Raw genomic sequence first — 19,169 nt, 5'->3', positions numbered from 1 at the left:
GATTCCGCCTCACTCCTCGTCGCGCACCCGGTGCTGTCCCATCAGCGTCTGCTGCAGCGCCGGCGGCACCGCCTCGTAGTGCGAGAGCTCGATGGTGTAGCGCCCCTGCCCGCTGGTCAGCGCATTGAGCCGCGACTGGTAGCCCGATAGCTCCGACAGCGGCACCTGCCCCCGGATCAGCACCGTGCCCGCCGAGCCGTTGGAGGTGCCCGTGACCAGGCCGCGCCGCCCCGACAGGTCGCCCGTGACGTCGCCGATCGCCGTGTCCGGCGCGGCGATGTCGATCTGCACCACCGGCTCCAGCACGATCGCGCGCGCCGCCTGGATGGCCGCGATGAAGGCCTTGCGGCCGGCGGTGGCGAAGGCGATGTCCTTGCTGTCGACGCTGTGGTGCTTGCCGTCGTAGACCACCACGCGCACGTCGACCACCGGGTAGCCGGCGATCGCGCCGCGTTCGAGCACCTCGCGCACGCCCTTCTCGACCGCGGGGATGAACTGGCTCGGAATGGTTCCGCCCCGCACCTCGTCGGCGAACTCGAAGCCGGAACCGCGCGGCAGCGGCTCGATGCGCAGGAACACCTCGCCGAACTGGCCGGCGCCGCCGGTCTGCTTCTTGTGGCGGTGGTGGCCCTCGGCCGGCACCGTCACGGTCTCGCGGTAGGCGATGCGCGGCGGCCGCGTGTTGACCTCGAAGCGGTAGACCTCGCGCAGCCGCTCGAGCAGCACGCGCAGGTGCAGCTCGCCCAGGCCGTAGACGATGGTCTCGTTGGTGACCACCACATGCTCCAGCCGCAGGCAGGGATCCTCGTCGACCAGCTTGCCGAGGATCTCCCACATGCGCTGCTCGTCGCCATGCCGCTTGGGCTCGATCGCCAGCCCGTGCACCGGGATCGGGAATTCCAGCGGCGCGAGATGGACCCGGTCGTCCTCGGCCGCGTCGTGCAGCACGGCGTCGAAATGGATCTCGTCGACCTTGGCCACGGCCGCGATGTCGCCCGGCAGCATGCGCGACACCTCCACATGGTCCTTGCCCTGCAGCAAGAACAGGTGGCCCACCTTGAAGGGCTTGCGCCCGTCGCCGATGTAGAGCTGGCTGTCGCGCGTGAGCGTGCCCTGGTGCACGCGGAAGATGCCCATCCTGCCGACATAGGGGTCGACCGTGACCTTGAACACGTGCGCCAGCACGTGCAGCGAAGGGTCGGGCCTGGCCTCCATGGGCTTGGCCTCGGCACCCTCGCCGACGATGAAGTTCGGCGGGTTGGCCTCGGTCGGGTCGGGCAGGAGCTTGACGATCACGTCCAGCAGCTCGGCCACGCCGGCGCCGCTGCGCGACGAGACGAAGCACACCGGGATCAGGTGGCCTTCGCGCAGCGCCTGCTCGAGCGGCGCGTGCAGCTCGGCCGGATCCACGTCGCCCTCTTCGAGATAGCGGTCGACGAAGGCCGCGTCGACCTCGACCACCTGCTCCACCAGCGCGCGGTGCGCCGCTTCGACGGGGCCGAAGTCGGACTGCCCGAAGCGGTTGAAGAAGCAGTCCACCACCTGCTTGCCGACCCCGTCGGGCAGGTTCAGCGGCAGGCATTCGCGGCCGAAGGTGGCCTGGATGTCGGCCAGCAGGCCCGCCAGCGAGATGCCCTGCGAGTCGATCTTGTTGACGATGATCATGCGGGCGAGGTGGCGCGAGGCTGCGTACTCCATCATGCGCACGGCCATCGGCTCGATGCCGGTGGCGGCATTGATGACCACCGCCGCCGTTTCAACCGCCTCCAGCGCCGGCAGGCTCTGGCCGAGGAAGTCGGGCCCGCCGGGCGTGTCGATGAAGTGGATGCGCGTGCCGGCATGCGTCAGGTGCATCACCGATGCGTTGAGCGAATGCTGCATACGCCGCTCGATCGGATCGTGGTCGCTGACGGTGCTGCCCCGCTCGACGCTGCCCGGCGCGCCGATGGCGCCCGCCTTGTAAAGCAGGGCCTCGGCCAGGGTGGTCTTACCCGAGGCCGAGGCCCCGACGAGCGCCAGTGTGCGCACCGTCTCCATTTCGGCCGCGAGGCCGTTCGATCGGCTTGGCATGGGTGGTCTCCTCCCGCCCGGTAGGCGCGCCGGACGGCTAGTTGGGATCGCGTGTTGCCTCTGCCGACCCAGCGTACGGGATTGACCGGCCCGGCGCAAGCGGGGCAGCTACGACGTGACGATCGCTTCGCCTCCAGGGTTTCGCAGGGTCTGCCTTCCCAGGGCGTGCAGCACGGGCAGGGCCGCGAGCGCCGCCGTCAGATGCTTGAGGGTGTGGCCCGATATCAGCTGCTGCGTCCCCTCGTAGATCGCGTGGTCCGACAACTCGAACAGCTTGGCCAGGCCGTAGAAGAAGATCACCCAGCCCAGCTTGACCCCGATGGCGCCGCTCATCGGCTTGGCGAGCGCCAGCGTCAGGACCAGCGCCATGCCGCCGTACTGGACCAGTGCCCACGGCAGCACGTTCCCGGTTTCGTGATGGACGCCCACTGCCAGCAGCCCTCCGGCCAGCGCGAACCAGGCCGCCGGCCAGCCGGCGCGCGCACTCACCCGGTCGCAGACCGCGAGGCCCAGGATGCCGGCGAACGCGACCGCCATGCCGGCACGGTCTGCGGCCAGCCGCAGGCCGTCGGGCTGCAGGTGATAGAAAACCGACCCCGCGGCGGTGAGGATCAGCCCCGCGAAGAACATCCAGGCGCAATCGAGCGCGTTGTCGGGGAGCTGGTTCGGGGGCTGCGGGCCCGGCACGGCGTCCTGAGCGTCTTTGTGAGCCCGGTCCAGCCGGCGCAGCCGGAGCAGGCCCCAGATGCCGATCGCCGCAAAGGGCAGATTGCTCAGCACGTCCATCGCGTTCGGGAGCCCGTGCCAGGCACGGTTGTCGGCAAAGGCCGCAGCGGCCATTTCGGGCGTCGGCAGCGCGGGCCCAATGATGGCGGTCACCCACAGCAAGGCGAACAGGATCAGCAATCCGCGTTCGCGATGTGAGAGCGACGGCACAACCATGGCGGAACTCCAGGTAGCTCGAAGAGGCGGAATCCAATTTTCCGCCACCTCAGGCAACAGCCGACAATATTCCTCACCATGCCGAGTGCATCGGCGAAAAGGCTGACCATGAAAACCTTGTTTCTGGTGCGGCATGCCAAGTCGAGTCGCGACGATCCGTCCTTGCCCGATCGGGAGCGGCCATTGAACGATCGCGGCCGCGATGATGCGCCCAGGATGGGCAAGCGCCTGACCCAGCGCGGGGTGAAACCCGATCTGCTCGTGTCGAGCCCGGCGCTGCGGGCGCTGACGACGGCGCAACTCATCGCCGACGAGATCGGCTACCCACGCAAGAACATCGTCGTCGATGAGCGGCTCTACGCCAGCAGCCCGGACGACCTGCTGGCCGTCATTTGCGCGCTCGACGACAAGCTGGACCGCGTGATGCTCTTCGGCCACAACCCCGAGTTCACCGAGCTCGCGCACCGGCTGTCGAGCGAGATCATCGACATGCCCACCTGCGCCGTCGCCGAGTTCCGCTTCGATGCCAAGGCATGGGCGGATGTCGCGGAGGCCGGCCCGGCGAAGGCGAAGCTGGACGCGCCGAAGAGGTAGCTAAGCGAGCAGCGACACCCCAGTCAGCCAACGGTGTGCCCCAAACAGGAAGCCGGCATACACCACCAAGCCACCCGCGAGCGCCACCACGTCATTCAGAGCACCCGGTGGGGCGCCAGGCACGCTGTGTGGCACAGCGCGGCGTTGGACGGAGATCCAGTCGGCCACTGCCCAGACGAGGAAAGCCCCGAACAGCAACACGTCGGCCAGCGTGCCATTGCCCAGCAGGTGCGCCGTTGCCCAGAGCGCCACGGCAAGCAGCATGGGGTGCTTGACCGTTCGCTGGATGCGCCCGGGCAGGTAAGCCGCGAACAGCAGTGGAAACACCGGCAGCATCAACAGCAGCGCGACATGACGCAGCGCGGGCGGCGGCGTGTAAAGCACCACCGGCGTCTGGCGAGCCAGGTCATAGCCATAGATGAGCAACAGCAGGCCGGCGAGCGAGGCCAGGGCGTACATGCCTTTCCAGACTCGCTCGCCGCGCCGTTCGACCTGCGCATCGCGCCAGGCGGGCGCGACGATGGACACCGAATGAATGCCAAGGAACAAGATGAGGCCAACGACAAGAAGAGACATGGGAACTACCTCCAGGCGGCGCTGCTGGCCGCAGTGGCCGTTGAACGATTGTCAGTGGAAATCGCGGCTCTTGTTGCTCTTGGCCAACCGGCCGAGCAGCGGCGTGAGGTCCTTGAAGCCGGTGGCCACCAGGTGGCGCACCTCGCCGCCGCTGTCCACGTCGCGCTGCCAGGTACCCTGCACCGCGAGCAGGTGCGACTTGAGCAGCGGCTCGCGCCAGGCCTCGACCACGTGGCTCCAGACGATCACGTTGACGTTGCCGGTCTCGTCTTCGAGCGTGACGAAGATGGTGTCCTTGGCGGTCTGCGGGCGCTGGCGTCCCATCACGATGCCGCAGGCGCGCACGGTCTGGCCGCTCGGCACCTCGCGCAGCTGTTCGGCGCTCGATAGCCGCATGCGCGCGAGCCGCGGGCGCAGCAGCGCCAGGGGATGGCGGCGCAGCGTGAAGCCCAGCGAGGCGTAGTCGCCCACGATCTCCTCGCCCTCGGGCGCGAGGGGCAGTTGCAGGGCCGCTTCGTGGATGGGCACGCCCTTGAGCAGCGCCGGCGCGCGGCGCTGTGCGGTGGCGTCCCACACCTGCTGGCGGCGGTGGCCCGAGAGCGTGATCAATGCATCGGCCGCCGCGAGCGCCGCCATGTCCTTGGCATCGAGTTCGGCGCGCAGGGCCAGGTCTTCGGTGCTGCTGAAGGCGGCCTCGGCGCGGGCTTCGAGGATGCGCTTCGCGCCGGCCTCGCTGAGGCTGGCGATGCGGCGCAGGCCGAGGCGCACGGCGGGTTGGCGGGGGTGGCCGAGGCGGGTGGCGAAGCGCGGGTTGACAGCGGGTGGCGCCTCCGCCGGCGACTCCAGGGTGCAATCCCACTCGCTCGCCGTCACATCCACCGGCCGCACCTCGACGCCATGGCGCCGCGCATCCTGCACCAGTTGCGAAGGCGAATAGAAGCCCATGGGCTGCGAGTCGAGCATCGCGGCCAGGAAGCGGGCGGGCTCGTGCAGCTTGAGCCAGCTGCTCACGATCACCAGCAGCGCGAAGCTCGCGGCATGGCTTTCGGGGAAGCCGTAGTCGCCGAAACCCAGCACCTGCTGGTAGATGGCTTCGGCAAAGGCGCGGTCGTACTCTCTGTCGACCATGCCCTCCACCAGCTTGTCGTGGAACTTGTCGATGCCGCCCTTGCGCTTCCAGGCCGCCATCGCGCGACGCAGGCGATCGGCCTCGTCGGGCGTGAAGCCGGCGGCGATGATCGCGATCTGCATCACCTGCTCCTGGAAGATCGGCACGCCCAGCGTGCGCTCGAGCGCGGGGCGCAAAGCTTCCTTCGCGTATTCGATGGGAATGCCTTTGCGCACCTTCTCGCGGTTCTTCAGGTACGGGTGCACCATGCCGCCCTGAATCGGCCCCGGCCGCACGATCGCAACTTCGATCACCAGGTCTTCATAAGTTCTCGGCTTGAGGCGCGGCAGCATCGACATCTGCGCCCGGCTCTCGATCTGGAACACGCCGATGGTGTCGGCATCGCAGATCATGTCGAACACGGCCTCGTCGTCGTTCGGTATCTGGTGCATTTGCAGCGCCGTCTTGCGCCAGCCGTTGACCATGGCCAGCGCGCGCCGGATCGCGCTCAGCATGCCGAGCGCCAGCACGTCGACCTTGAGCATGCCCATGGCCTCGAGATCGTCCTTTTCCCACTGGATGACGGAGCGGTCCTTCATCGACGCGTTCTCGACCGGCACCAGGCGCGTGAGCTTGGTCTGCGTGAGCACGAAGCCGCCCACGTGCTGGCTCAGGTGGCGCGGAAAGCCCTTGAGCTGCTGCGTGAGCTCGATCCACTGGTACAGCTTCCGCATGTCTTCCCGCAGGTTCACGCGCTGCATCGCTTCTTCGAGGCGCTGGTCGAGCACGACGTGGTCGAACCAGTAGTGGTCCTTGGCGAACTCGTCGACGAGACGCGCATCGATGCCCAGCGCCTTGCCCACGTCGCGCAACGCGCTGCGCGAGCGGTAGCAGATCACGACCGCGGCGATGGCGGCGCGGTCGCGGCCGTATTTCTGGTAGATGTACTGGATCACCTCCTCGCGCCGCTGGTGCTCGAAGTCGACGTCGATGTCGGGCGGCTCGCGGCGCTCGCGGCTCAAAAAGCGCTCGAACAGCAGGTGGCCGGTATCGGGGTCGATGGCGGTGATGCCGAGGCAGTAGCAGACGGCCGAGTTGGCGGATGAGCCGCGGCCCTGGCACAGGATGTCTTTGGAGCGTGCGAAATGCACGATGTCTTCGACGGTGAGGAAGAACATCTCGTAGTGAAGTTCGACGATCAGGTCGAGCTCGTGCTGGACCTGCGCTCGCACCTTCTGCGGAATGCCCGCGGGATATTTCACTCGCGCGCCCTCCCAGGTCTTGCGCACCAGCGTCTCGGCCGGCGTCTCGCCGCTCGCTACGCTCTCGAGCGGGTACTTGTAGTGCTCGCGGATCACGTCGAGATCGAAGCGGCAGCGCCGCGCGACTTCGAGCGTGTTGGCGAGCAGCTCGGCCGGATAGAGCTCGGCCAGGCGCAGGCGCGAACGCAGATGCCGCTCGGCATTGGACTGCAGCGCAAAGCCGCACTCGGCCACCGGCCTGCCTTCGCGCACGGCGGTGATCACGTCCTGCAGCGGCTTGCGCGAACGCACGTGCATGTGCACGTCGCCGGCCGCCACCAGCGGCACGCCGGTTTGCGCACTCGCCTGCTGCAAGGCGGCGAGCCAGAGGTCGTCGTCGAGCTCGTTCTGCAACTCGACCGCGATCCAGAGATGCCCCTCGAAAAGACGCGCGGCCTCAGCCACATCGGCGCAGAGCGCTGCAACATCGGGCATGGCGCCCGGCGTGCGCAGCGGCACGAAAAGAATTTCGCAATCGCGCAGCGAGGCCACGTCGCTTTGCGCCCAGCTCACGCGGTAGCTGCCCTTGGGCGCCGTGGTGCGCGCCGCGGTGATGAACTCGCAGAGATTGCCCCAGCCTTCGAGGTCGTGCGCGATCGTCACCAGCTTGAAGCGCTCGAACGCGAACTCGCTGCCGAACAGCAGCCGGAACGGATGTCGTTCCGTGGGGGCCAGCGTTTCGAGGTATTCCCTGAGCCCCTCGTGCGCGCGCACCACGCCGGCCACCGAGCATTCGTCGGTGATCGCGAGCGCCTCGTAGCCGAGGTCGTAGGCACGCTGCACCAGCTCTTCGGGGTGCGATGCGCCACGCTGGAAGCTGAAGTTCGTGATGCAGTGCAGTTCGGCATAAGAAGGCAGGCTCGGCGCCTGCAGCGGCTCGGGCTGCGACCGCCACGGCAGCGCATGCACCGTGGCCGAGGCCCGTGCGCGCTTCTGGATCTGCTTGTCGCTGAGTTCAGGCATACATGCCCTGCAGGTACCAGCGCGGCGCCTCGGAAGTGAAGCAGGACGAAGGCCGCTCGCGATAGATCCACACCAGGCCGGCCTTCGGGCTTTCCGCGATGTAGTAATCGCGCACCACGGGTTGGCCCTCGCCCCACCAGCCGGCCTCCACTCGCTGCGGCCCGACCAGCTTGCGCAGGCGGCCCTGGTAGCACGGGCGCTCGCCTTCCATGTCCAGCCGCAGGGGCTCGCGCAACAGCCACGATGGATAGAGCGCATCCGGCTGCGAGACAGGCGACGCATCGGCGCGCGCCTTGTGCAATGCGGGCTTCCACACCTGCTTGCATTCCGGCCGGTGATCGGCCTGTGCGACCGCGCGCAGCACCTGCTGCGCGCCCAGCCGCGCGCTGAGCCGCTCGACCAGCTCGTGCAGCTTGTCGCCCTTGCGGTTGTCTTCCGGCAGAAAGCTCGTGCTGGCGCCGGCCCAGGGCGTGGTCTCGATCGAGCGCAGGCGCAGCCAGCTGGCGGGCGCGGCCAGCGTCGTGAGCGCGAGCCGCTCGGCCAGAAGACGCCGCAGGTGCGCCATGTCCTGCGTGGGCTCGGCCGTGCGCACCGTGACCTGCTGGTGCGGCGGCAGGTCGACGCCGTTGAAGCGCCGGAGGTCGAGCGTCCATTGCAGTTCGAGCGCCACCGCGCCGCGCTGGCGCGCGGCGAGCCAGATCTGCAGCGCGCTGAGCAGGCGGTTGGCCGACCACATGAGTTCGGGCGCGCTTTCGGCCAGCGCGGGCAGCTCCAGCTTCTGCTCGAACGCGTCGGGCAGCGTGAGCCAGGCATGGCTTTCGGGGCGCAGGCCCCAGGCGGCATCGAGCGCTTCGCGCAGTTCCTTGCCGAAGCGGCGCGTGAGCCCGCCGCGCGGCAGCGCCGCCACGTCGCCCCAGGTGCGGCAACCCAGGTGCGCCAGCACGTCGAGGTGATCGCGCGCCGCGCTCAGCGTGTCGAGCGGCAGGTCGAAAGACGAGTCGCCCGGCGGCTCTTCGCCGCGCGCGAACATGCGCAGCCGTGCGAGCGCGATCAGGCTGGTCGCGCCCTGTGCCCGCTGCACGGGCACCGGCGCGGGATTGGTTCGCGCCAGCTCGCGCATCAGCGCCAGGCGCCCGCCCCAGAGCCGCTCGCAGGCCGAGACTTCGAGCAGCAGCGCCTCGTCGTCGACCCAGACGACGCGCGGCGTGAACTGCAAGGCCCACCAGCCGAGCGCCTCGAGGGGCGGCAACGGCAGCGCGGTATCGGAGAGGAGCTCAGGCGGCCAGCGCAATGCGATCCAGTGCATGGCCTTTCTCCTGGTGGAGGCCGAGGCGGACCACGGTCGCGCCCTCCGCCATCGGCTGCAACCCACCCTCCTGCTGCCGCCGCAACTTGCGCCTGAGCTGGCTGGCCGCGAGCAGCGCCGTCATGCGTTCGCTGCGCGCCGGCAACCGGATGGGCGAAGCCAGCGGCGGGCCGCGGCGCTTGAGGATGTGGACGTCGATTTGCGCGCTGTCGTCCTCGCAGCTCGCCAACCGCAGGCGCAGCCGCGCCGGCGAGGTCGAATGGGCCGCCGCCTCGGGCCGGAACACGAACAGCAGGCTGTCGTGCTGCGCCGCCGCGAGCTGCAGCCGCCGCAGCTCGCCCACGCGCGCCTGCGGCAGCCAGGCCAGCACGGCGGCCATGTCGGCGCAGCGCAAGGCTTGTTCGCAGGCCCACAGCCTGGCCGCCGATGCCTCGCAACGAACCCACAGCAGCGCCTCCACCGGCAAGCCGCGCGCCGCCAGCGCGGGGCCAAAGGGCTCCTGCGGTGCGCCGATCAAGACCACGGGACCGGTGCCGCCCTGCACCGCCTGCGCCAGCGCAGGCAGCAGCAGTTGCCAGGCATGCGCCTCGGGCGCGGACTGCAGCAGCTCGGTCATCGCCCCCACCGGCCAGCCGCCGCCGGGCAGCTGCGCATCGAGCGCCGCATGGCCGGTGCCGATGACCTGCCCGTCGGCCAGGCCCAGCTCGTCCCCGCGCCAGACCTTATGGCGCGCAGAAGAGGAAAAGGAGTCGAAGGAAGGGAGGCCCATGATGGATCGAATAACTGTATTTTTATATGGGGTATCCATTTAGCTCCAGTCCGACTAGGATTACTGGATGGATATCCATATATTAGTCCCCAAGGCGGGAGAAGACTACCCGGTCAACTGGAACCAGTTTCTGGACTGGTTCGCCACCGAAGAGGCCTGTCTTGGCTACCTGGAGCGGCTGCGCTGGCCGCAAGGTTTCGTGTGTCCGCGCTGCGGGGTGGCCGCTGAGCCCTATCGCTCCAGCCGCGCACGGCTGATGTGCCGAAGCTGCTCGACCCAGAGCACGGTGACCGCGGGCACCATCTTCGAGAAGACCCGCACGCCGCTGCGGGTGTGGCTGGCCGCCGCCTGGTACGTCACCAACCACAAGCATGGCGTCAGCGCGCTCGGACTGCAGCGCGTGCTCGGCCTGGGCAGCTACCAGACGGCCTGGGCGATGCTGCACCGCCTGCGCCGGGCGATGGTGCGGCCCGAGCGCGAACGGCTCAGCGGAATCGTGGAGGTCGACGAGACGTATCTGGCCCTCAGCGATCGCGAGCAGCCTGTCGCCCGCGGGCGAGGCAAGGGTCGAAAAAGCCAGACGCACCAGACACTTGTGGTGATCGCCGTGGAGCTGCACGAGCCCAAGGGCTTCGGCCGGCTGCGGCTCGAGCGCATCCAGAACGACTCGACCGAGCAGGTCATCCCCTTCGTGCTGGCCAACATCGAGCCTGGCTCACAGGTGCGCACCGACGGCTCGTCCGCCTACCGCGATCTCGCGGATCTGGGCTATGTGCACCAGCGCACTGTCCATCTGGGCTCCGACGTTCCCGCGCACGTCTCCATGGTCGGCGTTCACCGCGTGGCCGCACTGGTCAAGCGCTGGGTGCTGGGCACGCACCAGGGCGCCGTGCAGCCGGCGCACCTGGACGCCTATCTCGACGAATTCGTCTTTCGCTTCAATCGCCGGGCCTCGCGCTCGCGAGGGCTGCTGTTCTACCGGCTGCTCGAGCAGGCCGTCGTCACAGATCCGCTGACCTATCGCGGTGTCGTGGACAACATCCCCAAATCGGCGGAAGTGGCGTAGATTACTGGATGGGTATCCATATATCTCTGGGCGCTGGAGCTAAATGGATACCAAATATTTTTATACAGTATTCTTGGGCCGTCTCAGGATTTTTTAATCCCCTGCCCTCCGCGCGCCTTCAAGACACGCTTGATCGATCTATATCCATTTGAATATACTCACGAAGCCGATCCGCTTTCTGGGCGACGCCCTCAAATGCTTGAAGGAATTTCCGCCGGATGCCCAACAAGATGCCGGTTATCAACTCGACAAGGTGCAGCGTGGCCAGCAGCCTGATGACTTCAAGCCCATGCCCGCGATCGGCAAGGGTGTCGAAGAACTCAGAGTTTGGGACAGCGCCGGCACCTATCGCGTCATCTACACCGCACGGATGGCTGACGCCGTGATCGTTCTGCACGCCTTCCAAAAGAAAACACAGGCCACGTCGCGACAGCACATCGAAACCGCACGACGCCGCTTTCACCAATGCATCAAGGAGCAAGCATGAACCGCCGGGCCGCTCCCAAGGCGAATACCGCAGCGCGCAGCGCGGAGGTTTATCCAATGAGCACCACCACTTACGCCAGCGTCTGGGATGCGATCGCCGACACGCCCGAGCAGGCAGCCAATCTCCGCACGCGCGCAGAGCTGATGCAAAAAATCGCGTCCATCGTGCAAGCAAATGGCTGGACTCAAACACAAGCCGCCACGCACTGCGGCATCACGCAGCCGCGCATGAACGACTTGCTGCGAGGCCGCGTATCCCGTTTTTCGCTCGACGCGCTGGTCAACATCGCGACCGCCATCGGGCGCCGCGTGCACGTCGAGCTGACGCTCGCCTGAGGCATGACCACCCGCCCCATCCCCTCCACCCAGGAAGCCCTCCCCGTCATCGGCTGCGGCACCTGGATGGGCTTCGATGTCGCCGCCGGCAGCGCCGAGCACCAGCGCCTGCCCGGCGTGCTCGATGCGCTGTTCGCCGCCGGCGGCAAGCTGATCGACAGCTCGCCTATGTACGGCCGCGCCGAGGCCGTGACCGGCGAGCTGCTGGCCGCGGCGAAACAGCGCGACAACGCCTTCCTCGCCACCAAGGTCTGGACCAGTGGCCGCGAGGCCGGCATCGCGCAGATGGCGCAGTCCTTCCAGCGCCTGCGCACCGAACACATCGACCTGATGCAGGTGCATAACCTGGTCGACTGGCGCACCCACCTCGAAACGCTGCGCGGCTGGCAGGAGCAGGGCCGCGTGCGCTATCTCGGCATCACGCACTACACCTCGTCGGCTTACGCTGAGGTCGAGGCCGTGCTGCGCGAGCAGAAGCTCGACTTCCTGCAGATCAACTACTCGCTCGATGCGCGCGAGGCCGAACAACGCCTGCTGCCGCTCGCGGCCGAGCGCGGCGTCGCGGTCATCGCCAACATGCCTTTCGGCGGCGGCAGCCTCATGCGCCGGCTGCGCGGCAAGCCCCTGCCCGGCTGGGCCGCCGAGATCGGCTGCGCGAGCTGGGCGCAGCTGTCGTTGAAGTTCGTGCTGAGCCACCCGGCCGTGACCTGCACCATCCCCGGCACCAGCCGGCCCGAGCACATGGCGGACAACGCGGCAGCCGGCACGGGCGGCTTTCCGGATGCCGCCTTCTGGCAGCGCCACGCGCACAGCATCGACCGCTGAGCTGCTACTCGAACTTCAGCTTGTGCTGCCTCACCGTCGCGCCGAAGGCGTCGTACTGCGTGCGAAAGAAAGCGGCGAACTTCTCCGGGCTCATGCCGTAGCCCTCGAAGCCCTGCTGCACGAGCTGCTCGCGCACTTCGGGCCGCGCCAGCGTGTTCTGCAGCTCGGTCGAAAGCCTGTCGGTGATCGCTGCAGGCAGCCCCGGCGGCCCGAAGAAGCCGGCCCACGGCGTGATGGTGAGCTTGCCCAGGCCCAGCTCGCTCGCCGTCGGCACCTCGGGCAGCAAGGCACTGCGCTGCGGCTGCAGCGTGACGAGGGCGCGGATGCGCCCTTCCTTCACGAAGCCGGGTGCCAGGGTGCCGGTGGTGAACATCATGTGGATTTGCCCGCCCAGGAGATCGGTCATGGCCTGCATGTCGCCCTTGTAGCGCGCGTTGACCACCTTCCGCTGCTCGCCGAGCAACTGCAGCATGGCGAGTTCGGATGCGCTGTTGCTCGAGGCCGAGTTGTAGCCGCCGGGCCTGGCCGCGACCGCTGCCAGCAATTCGTTGACGCTCTTCGCCGGAAAATCCGAAGGCACCACGAGGAACATCGAGAACTGGCCGGCCGAGCTGATCGGCGTGAAGGCCTTGAAGGGGTCGTAGGGCGGGTTCGGCCGCAGCGTGGGCGCGGCCACCATCGCGGTGTTGGTGCCCATGAGCAGCGTGTAGCCGTCGGGCGCAGCGCTCGCCACCGCCTGCGCCGACAGGATGCCGTCGGCGCCGGGCCGGTTGTCGACGATCACCTGCTGCCCCAGCTGCTTCGACAAGCCCTGCGCGATGATGCGCGTGAGCGCGTCGGCGCCGCCGCCCGGCGCGAAGCCCACGATCAGGCGCACCGGTTTCTGCGGATAGCCGCCCGCACCCCAGGCCGCCGTCGCCGGCAGCGCCAAGGCAGCCCACTTCACGATGGTTCTGCGTTGCATATCCGTCTCCTTAGGGCCTGTTAACACATGAATCACCCCCGCGCCGGGGCGGCAAGGGGTGCAGGGCTAGGCGCGGGCCGCAGCCCGGGGTGATCCCCCGGGCAAGGACCGCAACGACGCCATGCGCCGCTTGCCGCCCCGGCCCTCCGGGTGAGGCCCCACAGAGGGCCCACTCGTCGTTGCCAATGCTCACTGGGTGTGCAACCCAGTTCCGCTTGGCGCCTAGATTGGGCCCTCTCTGGGGCCCCACGCGGAGGTGATTCATGTGTTAACAGGCCCTAGTTTCAGAAAAGATGCCGCACGCCGAACTCCAGCCCCGAAGAGCGGCGTCCCGGAATCAGCGCGGCCGGCGCGCCGCTGACCACGTAGCGCCCCAGTCCCTTGTTCGTCAGGCGCGCGTAGGTGCCATAGAGCGCCGTGCGTTTGGACAGCGTGTGCACATAGCCCAGGCCGAACTGCCGTGCATCGTTGCCGCTTTGCGCGGAGCGGTCGGCATTGCGCAAGGTGTCGTCGCTGCGGTCGTCGAGGCGGGCGTAGCTCAGACGGATGCGTCCGACGCCGCCCACCGGGATGTGGGCGCCGATCTCCGCCGTGTTCTTGTGCACCGCGCCGGCGGCCAGCTTCACCGTCACGGCGTTGTAGAGCACGAAGAGTTTCGCGAAGCCGAGGTCCCACGATCCGCCGACGTTGGCATGCGTGTACTTGCCCATGGTGGCCGTGGTGAGCGCGCTGGTGCGCGTCACCGCCGCCGCGACGTCGAAGGGCCCGGACGCGAAGCCGATGCGCGCACCGGCGAAGTTGCCGTCGTGCTCGTTCGGCGCCGGCTGCGTGTTCTCCCCCATCCCCGCCATCGCCATGCCGTAGAAGCCGCCGAGCGATCTCGGCAGCCAGTAGCTCACCGTGTTGCTGCCGGCAATGGTGGTGGGCAGCGGACCCGTGCCCGTTCCCGCGAAGGTGAGGTTGCCCGCGCGGGCCACGCCGTTGGCGTTGAAGGGATCGAAGTAGATGCTGTTGTAGTGAGTGGGAATGAAGTCGCGGCCCAGCCGCACTTCGCCCCAGTCGCTGGACGAGAGGCTGACGTAGGACATGCGGTCGAAGGTCAGCAGGCCCGCGATCCCGGCGCCGCTGGCCTGGTTGTTGGTGTTGCTTGCGCGGCCCGTTCCGGTGTCGGGGTTGAGGCTGCCTTCGAGCCAGAAGCCCGCGGCCAGCCCGCCGCCGAGATCTTCCTGGCCGCGAAAGCCCAGCCGGCTGGTAGAAAGCCCGCCGTTCGACAGCGAAGTCAGCGAAACGCCGCCCGATGTACTGCGCTGAACGCCCAGGTCCATCACGCCGAACACCGTGACGCTGGATTGCGCATGGGCCGCGGTACCGGCCAGCCCGACGGCCGACCACAGCAACAGTCTCTTCATCTTTGTGTCTCCTGCTTTTCTCTTTGTTGAAAACTCGAAGGGCAGGCATGGCTGCGCCGCCGGGTGCGGACGTGTCCGTCCGCGCCAGGCCTGTGAACCGTGGGATGGGCCGGGGTCTAGCCCGTGGGCTTCAGAGGTTCGCAGCGCACCAGCACTGCGCCTTGCGAGAGTGCGCCCACGTTGCGCCGGTATTGCTGCAGCCAGCCGGTGTCGTGCATCGGCGCCGGTGCCTGCCAGTCGGCGCGGCGCGCCTGCAGCTGCGCGTCGCTCAGGTCGACGTCGAGGCGGCGCTCGTCGAGGTCGATGGTGATCGTGTCGCCGTCGCGCAGCAGCCCCAGCGGACCGCCCAGCGCTGCCTCCGGCGATACCTCGGCCACCACCAGCCCCTTGCAGACCAGGCCCGAGAGATGGCCGTCGGTCAGCAGCGCGACCTCGTCGCCCAGCCCGGCACCATCGATCGCGAACACCACCCGCGAGGCGCCGCCGCCCATCGCGGGCCCGCCGCAGGCGCCGGCACCGCGCATCACCACCACCTGGCCGGGGCGGATGCTGCCCCGCTTCAGCGCCGCAATGGCCGCGTCCGCGCTCCAGAAGCACACGGCCGGGCCGGTGAAGCGGCGCACCTTGCGCGGGGTGATGCCGGTCTTGATGAGCCCCGATTCGGGTGCCAGGTTGCCACGCAGCAGCACGATGGCCGGAAGCGGTGCGACCGGGCGTTCGATGGGACGGATCACCTCCGCATCCGCCACCTCGGCACGCCGCAGGTTGTGCGCGACCGTGTCGCCGGTCACCGTCAACGCAGCGGCGTCGAGCAGCGGCTCGAGCTGCTTCATCAATGCGCGACAGCCACCCGCGGCCTCGAACTGTTCGATGCTGTGCTCGCCGATCGGCCGCACGCCGGCGAGCACCGGCGTCGTCGGGCCGAGACGCTCGAACAGGCCGTAGACGTCGACACCGCACTGTCCTTCGGTCGCCACCGCCTGCAGATGCTTGGCCGTGTTGAGCGAGCCGCCGACGGCCAGCACCGCGCGCACCGCGTTGGCAAAAGCGCCGGGCCTCAGGATGTCGCGCGGCTTGAGGTCGTCCCACACCATCTGCACGATGCGCGTGCCCGCGGCGCGTACGTCGGCCATCATCTTCGGGCTCAGCGCCGCCACCGGCGCGCTGCCGGGCAGGGCCATGCCAAGCGCCTCGCAAACGATGTGCATCGAGTTCGCGGTGCCCAGGCCCGAGCACACGCCGGGTCCGCGGATCGCCTCGCGGCTCATGCCGACCAGCTCTTCCACCGGCAGCTTGCCGGTGACCGCATGCATCGCACCGATGAACACTTCCTCAATGTCCATGTGCCGGCCGCGGTACTCGCCGCTGGGCTGGTAGCCGCAGGGCACCAGCAGCGTCGGGATGTTCAGGCGCGCGGCGGCCATGAGCTGGCCCGGCACAGTCTTGTCGCAGGAGGTGAGGCAGACCATGCCGTCGAGCTGCGCGCCCTCGACCGCCACCTCGATGTCATTGGTCACCAGGTCGCGCGCGGCCAGCATGTAGGCGCCGCGCGCGCCGGCGCCGGTGATGAAGTCGCTCGGCGCCGCGGTGCGGATCTCGAAGGGCACGCCGCCGGCCGCGCGGATAGCGGTCTTGATCTCGGCCGCCACCTGGTCGAGATGGCTGAAGCAGGCCGCGAGCTCGGACGAGCTGTTGACGATCGCGATCTTCGGCTTCTCGCAGTCTTCCTCGGGAATGCCGAGCGCGCGCCAGTGCGCGTTGCGCACCGACCAGAGGTAGGAGCCGCGCGGGAAGTTGCTGCGCAGGGGGCGTGTCATGCGTGGTCTCCGGTCGTGTTCTTCTTCGTGACTTCGACGATGCCGCGTTCGGCATCGACGCGCACCCAGTCGCCGGTCGCTATGCAGTCGAGCGGGTCGCGGTCGAAATCGGTCAGCGAAGGCGCGTGCGTGACCACCGCGCCCAACGCGATCTTGGTGGTCATCTCGTTGAACAGCATCGCGGCTGGCGCCATGCCCATCAGCCGCGCGACATGGAACATCGCCGACCAGCCCGAGGACCCCTTGGCGCCCGGAAACACCAGTACCTTGCCGGCGAAGGACCGGCCGCGCAGTTCGTGCCGCGTCTCGATGACGGTGCCGGTGCGCGGATCGATGCCGCCCCAGCCCGAGATGCGCTCGCGCGTGACCAGGGCCTCGCCCTCCGCGACGCCGCCCACAACCTTGCGGCCACGCAAGGTCAACAAAGTCTCTTCGGCAACGACCGCGTTCATGCGTGGCTCCCGTTCCAGCGCCCGGTGCAGGCGGCGTCGATGCACTGCGCCGTGCTGCCGAACCAGGCCTCGACGCCGAGGATGGCGGGCAGATAGTGGGCCTGCTTGGCCGAGTCGAGTGCCACGGTCTTCGTGCCCTTGGGCACGGCGCGGCTCATGGCCGAGCAGCTGTCGGACATGAGGATGCCGCCCGCGTCCTCGATGATCTTGGTGTAGCCGTTGCGGTCGGCCAGCGACTTGATGGCGCGCGGCGTGAAGATCCAGAGTTCGCAGTTCCCGTGCACCTTGCGGCCCTCGATCAGCTGCGCGGCCTCCCAGATCTGCTCGATCGTGTAGTGCGGGCAGCCCAGCATCACGTACTGGACCTCGGCATCGCGGCCGGTGGCGTTGATCTTCTCGTAGGTGGCGCGGCGCTCGGCCTCGCCGTAGCGCAGCACCTCGACCGGCGCCTTGCCGCCGAGCGCCTGCTCCAGCGTCAGCGCCTCGGGCGTGATGCCGACGATGTGGTACATCTCGACGCCGCCCGAGGACGAGGCCGCCGCACCGAAATGCTTGAGCCGCGGCAGGTTCGGCACCCGGCCGATGCCGCGCCGGCTGTGGACCACCGGCACGCGCTCCTGCACGAGGTCACCCATGTAGTAGCCGAGCAGGCCCCAGTCCTCGACCGACTCGACCTCGATGTCGAGCTCCACCACGTGCGTGGCGCGGCGGTGCTCGTCGAGGTGGTAGCCCCAGTAGGGAATGCGGCCGGTCAGCATCGCGGCGCCGGTGCTTTCGCGGCCTTCGGTGTTGGTGCGTGCGCCCAGCACGGAGTTGCAATACACCACCGCCGACGACTCCATCCACGCGCAATGCTCGCCGCGCGTCGGGATGTTGCCGACCTGGTAGGGCGTGCAGGTGTTCATGATCTGCGCGCCGAGGCCGGCGGCGTGGCGTTCGCTCTTGGCGTAGAACTCGACGATCGCCTCGCTCACGCCCATGCGCTCGGGCTGCCCCGGATCGAAGCCGAGCTGCAGGTGGCTGGTGAAGGTCTTGAACTTCGGGATCGCCACCACCTCCTGGCTATCGAGGCTGAACTCGGAGAACACCGCGTCCATGCCGCCGCCTCGCTCCAGCGCGAAGTCGCGCTGGAAGGGCGTGGTCGAGGTGATGGTGGCGCAGACGTTGTGCGTTTCGACCAGGCGCTCGGCGCCGAGCGCTTCGCCGTAGCGCATCAAGAGGTCCATCGCCTTCTGCACGGCGGGGCCGTCGCGGCCGTCCCGCATGGCTTTCTCTTCATCGCTCAGGTGCATGGCCTGTGTCTCCTAGGGTTTGGGCACCGGCACGTGGCCGCCGATGTCGCGCGCGATGGACAGCGCAATGTCGTGCAGGCGCGGCGCGATCTCGTTGCGCAGCCGGTCTTCGCTGAAGACGAAGGCCGCGCCGCCGGCGTTGAGCGCCATGATCTCGTCGCCCGGCCCGGTGAGAGGCACCGAGACCGAGTTGATCTCGCGGTGGAACTCGCCGAGCGACAGGCAGTAGCCGAGCCGCTTGGCCTCGTCGATCGCGCGCATCATGTTGGGCGCCATGCTGTCCCACTCCGGGCCGCGCAGCAAGCGCATCGAATCCAGCAGCTGCGTGCGCTGCGCCTCGGGCAGCGCCGACAGGTAGGCCCGGCCCAGCGCCGAATTGGGCAGCGGCGCGCGCGAACCGACGTCGAGCCGGGCCGAGAGCATCGACGAGCGGGGCCGGCAGGCCTCGATCAACACCATCTCCATGCCGTCGCGCACCGCCAGGTAGACCGATGCGCCCACCTCTTCGGCCAGCGCCTGCATGCTGGGCCGCGCGGCGGCGCGAACGTCGAGACTGCCGAGGAACACGCGCGCCAGCGACACCACGCCCGGCCCGAGCATGAAGCGATCGGCCGGCTGCGCCACCTTGAGCATGCCCATCGCGAGCAGCGTCGCGACCAGGCGGTTGACGGTCGGCCGCGGGATGCCGGTGATGCGTGCGACTTCGGCATAGCCCAGCACCGGCCGCTCTTCGCTGAAGCAGCGCAGCACCGAGATGCCGCGCTCCAGTGCGCTGACGGTGTCCGAGCGGTCGGCGCGCTCGGAGGCGTTGAGGGAGTTGTCGTTGCGGTCTGCTGCTGGCATGGAAGAACCCTTGGTAAGAGTCTCCAATGTAGATGCGCTCGGGTTCATGG

Annotated in this window: 17 protein-coding genes; 5 read left to right on the top strand and 12 right to left on the bottom strand. The window is 68.5% G+C overall.

Annotation, left to right across the window (positions count from 1 at the left end; genetic code table 11):
- Nucleotides 1-9 precede the first annotated feature (9 nt).
- Both fusA and ACSQ86_RS11580 read right to left on the bottom strand, forming a co-directional pair.
- Nucleotides 10-2,070, bottom strand: coding sequence for an elongation factor G (gene fusA / locus ACSQ86_RS11585; protein WP_436303738.1), 2,061 nt, complete (start codon nucleotides 2,068-2,070; stop codon nucleotides 10-12).
- Nucleotides 2,071-2,178: 108 nt separating this feature from the next.
- Entirely contained in the window at nucleotides 2,179-2,976 is a 798-nt protein-coding gene (locus ACSQ86_RS11580; RefSeq protein WP_436308878.1) for a hypothetical protein, read from the bottom strand.
- 144 nt (nucleotides 2,977-3,120) lie between these two features.
- Between ACSQ86_RS11580 and ACSQ86_RS11575 the strand changes: the two genes are divergently transcribed.
- On the top strand, nucleotides 3,121-3,606 hold the full coding sequence (locus ACSQ86_RS11575) for a SixA phosphatase family protein (RefSeq protein ID WP_436303736.1): 486 nt from the start codon (nucleotides 3,121-3,123) through the stop codon (nucleotides 3,604-3,606).
- Here ACSQ86_RS11575 and ACSQ86_RS11570 read toward each other — a convergent pair whose 3' ends face one another.
- Genes ACSQ86_RS11570 through imuA form a run of 4 tightly spaced genes read right to left on the bottom strand, consistent with a single transcriptional unit; the run spans nucleotide 3,607 to nucleotide 9,629 of the window.
- Nucleotides 3,607-4,182 (bottom strand): NnrU family protein, encoded by a 576-nt coding sequence (locus ACSQ86_RS11570; RefSeq protein WP_436308877.1) that lies wholly within the window; start codon nucleotides 4,180-4,182, stop codon nucleotides 3,607-3,609.
- A gap of 51 nt (nucleotides 4,183-4,233) precedes the next feature.
- Nucleotides 4,234-7,554, bottom strand: a complete 3,321-nt coding sequence (locus ACSQ86_RS11565; protein ID WP_436308876.1) for an error-prone DNA polymerase — start codon at nucleotides 7,552-7,554, stop codon at nucleotides 4,234-4,236.
- Nucleotides 7,547-8,860, bottom strand: coding sequence for a Y-family DNA polymerase (locus ACSQ86_RS11560; protein WP_436308875.1), 1,314 nt, complete (start codon nucleotides 8,858-8,860; stop codon nucleotides 7,547-7,549). Before ACSQ86_RS11560 ends, ACSQ86_RS11565 begins: the two co-directional genes overlap by 8 nt.
- Nucleotides 8,829-9,629, bottom strand: coding sequence for a translesion DNA synthesis-associated protein ImuA (imuA, locus tag ACSQ86_RS11555; RefSeq protein ID WP_436303732.1), 801 nt, complete (start codon nucleotides 9,627-9,629; stop codon nucleotides 8,829-8,831). The genes ACSQ86_RS11560 and imuA overlap by 32 nt, the downstream gene beginning before the upstream one ends.
- A 67-nt stretch (nucleotides 9,630-9,696) precedes the next feature.
- Between imuA and ACSQ86_RS11550 the strand changes: the two genes are divergently transcribed.
- The 4 genes from ACSQ86_RS11550 to ACSQ86_RS11535 all read left to right on the top strand — a co-directional run bounded on the left by ACSQ86_RS11550 (nucleotide 9,697) and on the right by ACSQ86_RS11535 (nucleotide 12,342).
- A complete protein-coding gene (locus ACSQ86_RS11550; protein WP_436303730.1) occupies nucleotides 9,697-10,695 on the top strand; it encodes an IS1595 family transposase in 999 nt (332 codons plus the stop codon).
- Nucleotides 10,696-10,843: 148 nt separating this feature from the next.
- The gene (locus ACSQ86_RS11545) at nucleotides 10,844-11,182 is read left to right on the top strand and encodes a type II toxin-antitoxin system RelE/ParE family toxin (RefSeq protein WP_436308874.1); all 339 of its coding nucleotides are present in this window, start codon (nucleotides 10,844-10,846) and stop codon (nucleotides 11,180-11,182) included.
- On the top strand, nucleotides 11,179-11,517 hold the full coding sequence (locus tag ACSQ86_RS11540) for a helix-turn-helix domain-containing protein (protein WP_436308873.1): 339 nt from the start codon (nucleotides 11,179-11,181) through the stop codon (nucleotides 11,515-11,517). Before ACSQ86_RS11545 ends, ACSQ86_RS11540 begins: the two co-directional genes overlap by 4 nt.
- A 3-nt stretch (nucleotides 11,518-11,520) precedes the next feature.
- Nucleotides 11,521-12,342, top strand: coding sequence for an aldo/keto reductase (locus tag ACSQ86_RS11535; protein ID WP_436308872.1), 822 nt, complete (start codon nucleotides 11,521-11,523; stop codon nucleotides 12,340-12,342).
- Nucleotides 12,343-12,346: 4 nt separating this feature from the next.
- On the opposite strand, the gene ACSQ86_RS11530 is transcribed toward ACSQ86_RS11535, so the two are convergent.
- From ACSQ86_RS11530 to ACSQ86_RS11505, 6 genes are all read right to left on the bottom strand, one after another.
- A complete protein-coding gene (locus ACSQ86_RS11530) occupies nucleotides 12,347-13,306 on the bottom strand; it encodes a Bug family tripartite tricarboxylate transporter substrate binding protein (RefSeq protein WP_093109293.1) in 960 nt (319 codons plus the stop codon).
- Nucleotides 13,307-13,590: 284 nt separating this feature from the next.
- Nucleotides 13,591-14,715 (bottom strand): porin, encoded by a 1,125-nt coding sequence (locus ACSQ86_RS11525; RefSeq protein ID WP_436303726.1) that lies wholly within the window; start codon nucleotides 14,713-14,715, stop codon nucleotides 13,591-13,593.
- Between the two features lie 116 nt (nucleotides 14,716-14,831).
- A complete protein-coding gene (locus tag ACSQ86_RS11520; protein ID WP_436308871.1) occupies nucleotides 14,832-16,532 on the bottom strand; it encodes a dihydroxy-acid dehydratase in 1,701 nt (566 codons plus the stop codon).
- The gene (locus tag ACSQ86_RS11515; protein WP_093109296.1) at nucleotides 16,529-16,984 is read right to left on the bottom strand and encodes an aconitase X swivel domain-containing protein; all 456 of its coding nucleotides are present in this window, start codon (nucleotides 16,982-16,984) and stop codon (nucleotides 16,529-16,531) included. Before ACSQ86_RS11515 ends, ACSQ86_RS11520 begins: the two co-directional genes overlap by 4 nt.
- Nucleotides 16,981-18,276, bottom strand: a complete 1,296-nt coding sequence (locus tag ACSQ86_RS11510) for an aconitase X (RefSeq protein WP_436303724.1) — start codon at nucleotides 18,274-18,276, stop codon at nucleotides 16,981-16,983. Before ACSQ86_RS11510 ends, ACSQ86_RS11515 begins: the two co-directional genes overlap by 4 nt.
- A gap of 12 nt (nucleotides 18,277-18,288) precedes the next feature.
- Nucleotides 18,289-19,119, bottom strand: a complete 831-nt coding sequence (locus tag ACSQ86_RS11505; protein ID WP_436308870.1) for an IclR family transcriptional regulator — start codon at nucleotides 19,117-19,119, stop codon at nucleotides 18,289-18,291.
- Nucleotides 19,120-19,169 lie beyond the last annotated feature (50 nt).

This window comes from Variovorax sp. LjRoot130 (genome assembly GCF_964253755.1).
Taxonomy (GTDB): Bacteria; Pseudomonadota; Gammaproteobacteria; order Burkholderiales; family Burkholderiaceae_C; genus Variovorax.
This window is presented reverse-complemented; position numbering and strand designations above follow the sequence as displayed.

What these genes read in the sequence shown, in the direction of transcription:
- fusA (WP_436303738.1), bottom strand. Translation starts at nt 2,070, where the DNA reads ATGCCAAGCCGATCGAACGGCCTCGCGGCCGAAATGGAGACGGTGCGC.
- ACSQ86_RS11575 (WP_436303736.1), top strand. Translation starts at nt 3,121, where the DNA reads ATGAAAACCTTGTTTCTGGTGCGGCATGCCAAGTCGAGTCGCGACGAT.
- ACSQ86_RS11570 (WP_436308877.1), bottom strand. Translation starts at nt 4,182, where the DNA reads ATGTCTCTTCTTGTCGTTGGCCTCATCTTGTTCCTTGGCATTCATTCG.
- ACSQ86_RS11565 (WP_436308876.1), bottom strand. Translation starts at nt 7,554, where the DNA reads ATGCCTGAACTCAGCGACAAGCAGATCCAGAAGCGCGCACGGGCCTCG.
- ACSQ86_RS11560 (WP_436308875.1), bottom strand. Translation starts at nt 8,860, where the DNA reads ATGCACTGGATCGCATTGCGCTGGCCGCCTGAGCTCCTCTCCGATACC.
- imuA (WP_436303732.1), bottom strand. Translation starts at nt 9,629, where the DNA reads ATGGGCCTCCCTTCCTTCGACTCCTTTTCCTCTTCTGCGCGCCATAAG.
- ACSQ86_RS11550 (WP_436303730.1), top strand. Translation starts at nt 9,697, where the DNA reads ATGGATATCCATATATTAGTCCCCAAGGCGGGAGAAGACTACCCGGTC.
- ACSQ86_RS11540 (WP_436308873.1), top strand. Translation starts at nt 11,179, where the DNA reads ATGAACCGCCGGGCCGCTCCCAAGGCGAATACCGCAGCGCGCAGCGCG.
- ACSQ86_RS11535 (WP_436308872.1), top strand. Translation starts at nt 11,521, where the DNA reads ATGACCACCCGCCCCATCCCCTCCACCCAGGAAGCCCTCCCCGTCATC.
- ACSQ86_RS11530 (WP_093109293.1), bottom strand. Translation starts at nt 13,306, where the DNA reads ATGCAACGCAGAACCATCGTGAAGTGGGCTGCCTTGGCGCTGCCGGCG.
- ACSQ86_RS11525 (WP_436303726.1), bottom strand. Translation starts at nt 14,715, where the DNA reads ATGAAGAGACTGTTGCTGTGGTCGGCCGTCGGGCTGGCCGGTACCGCG.
- ACSQ86_RS11520 (WP_436308871.1), bottom strand. Translation starts at nt 16,532, where the DNA reads ATGACACGCCCCCTGCGCAGCAACTTCCCGCGCGGCTCCTACCTCTGG.
- ACSQ86_RS11515 (WP_093109296.1), bottom strand. Translation starts at nt 16,984, where the DNA reads ATGAACGCGGTCGTTGCCGAAGAGACTTTGTTGACCTTGCGTGGCCGC.
- ACSQ86_RS11510 (WP_436303724.1), bottom strand. Translation starts at nt 18,276, where the DNA reads ATGCACCTGAGCGATGAAGAGAAAGCCATGCGGGACGGCCGCGACGGC.
- ACSQ86_RS11505 (WP_436308870.1), bottom strand. Translation starts at nt 19,119, where the DNA reads ATGCCAGCAGCAGACCGCAACGACAACTCCCTCAACGCCTCCGAGCGC.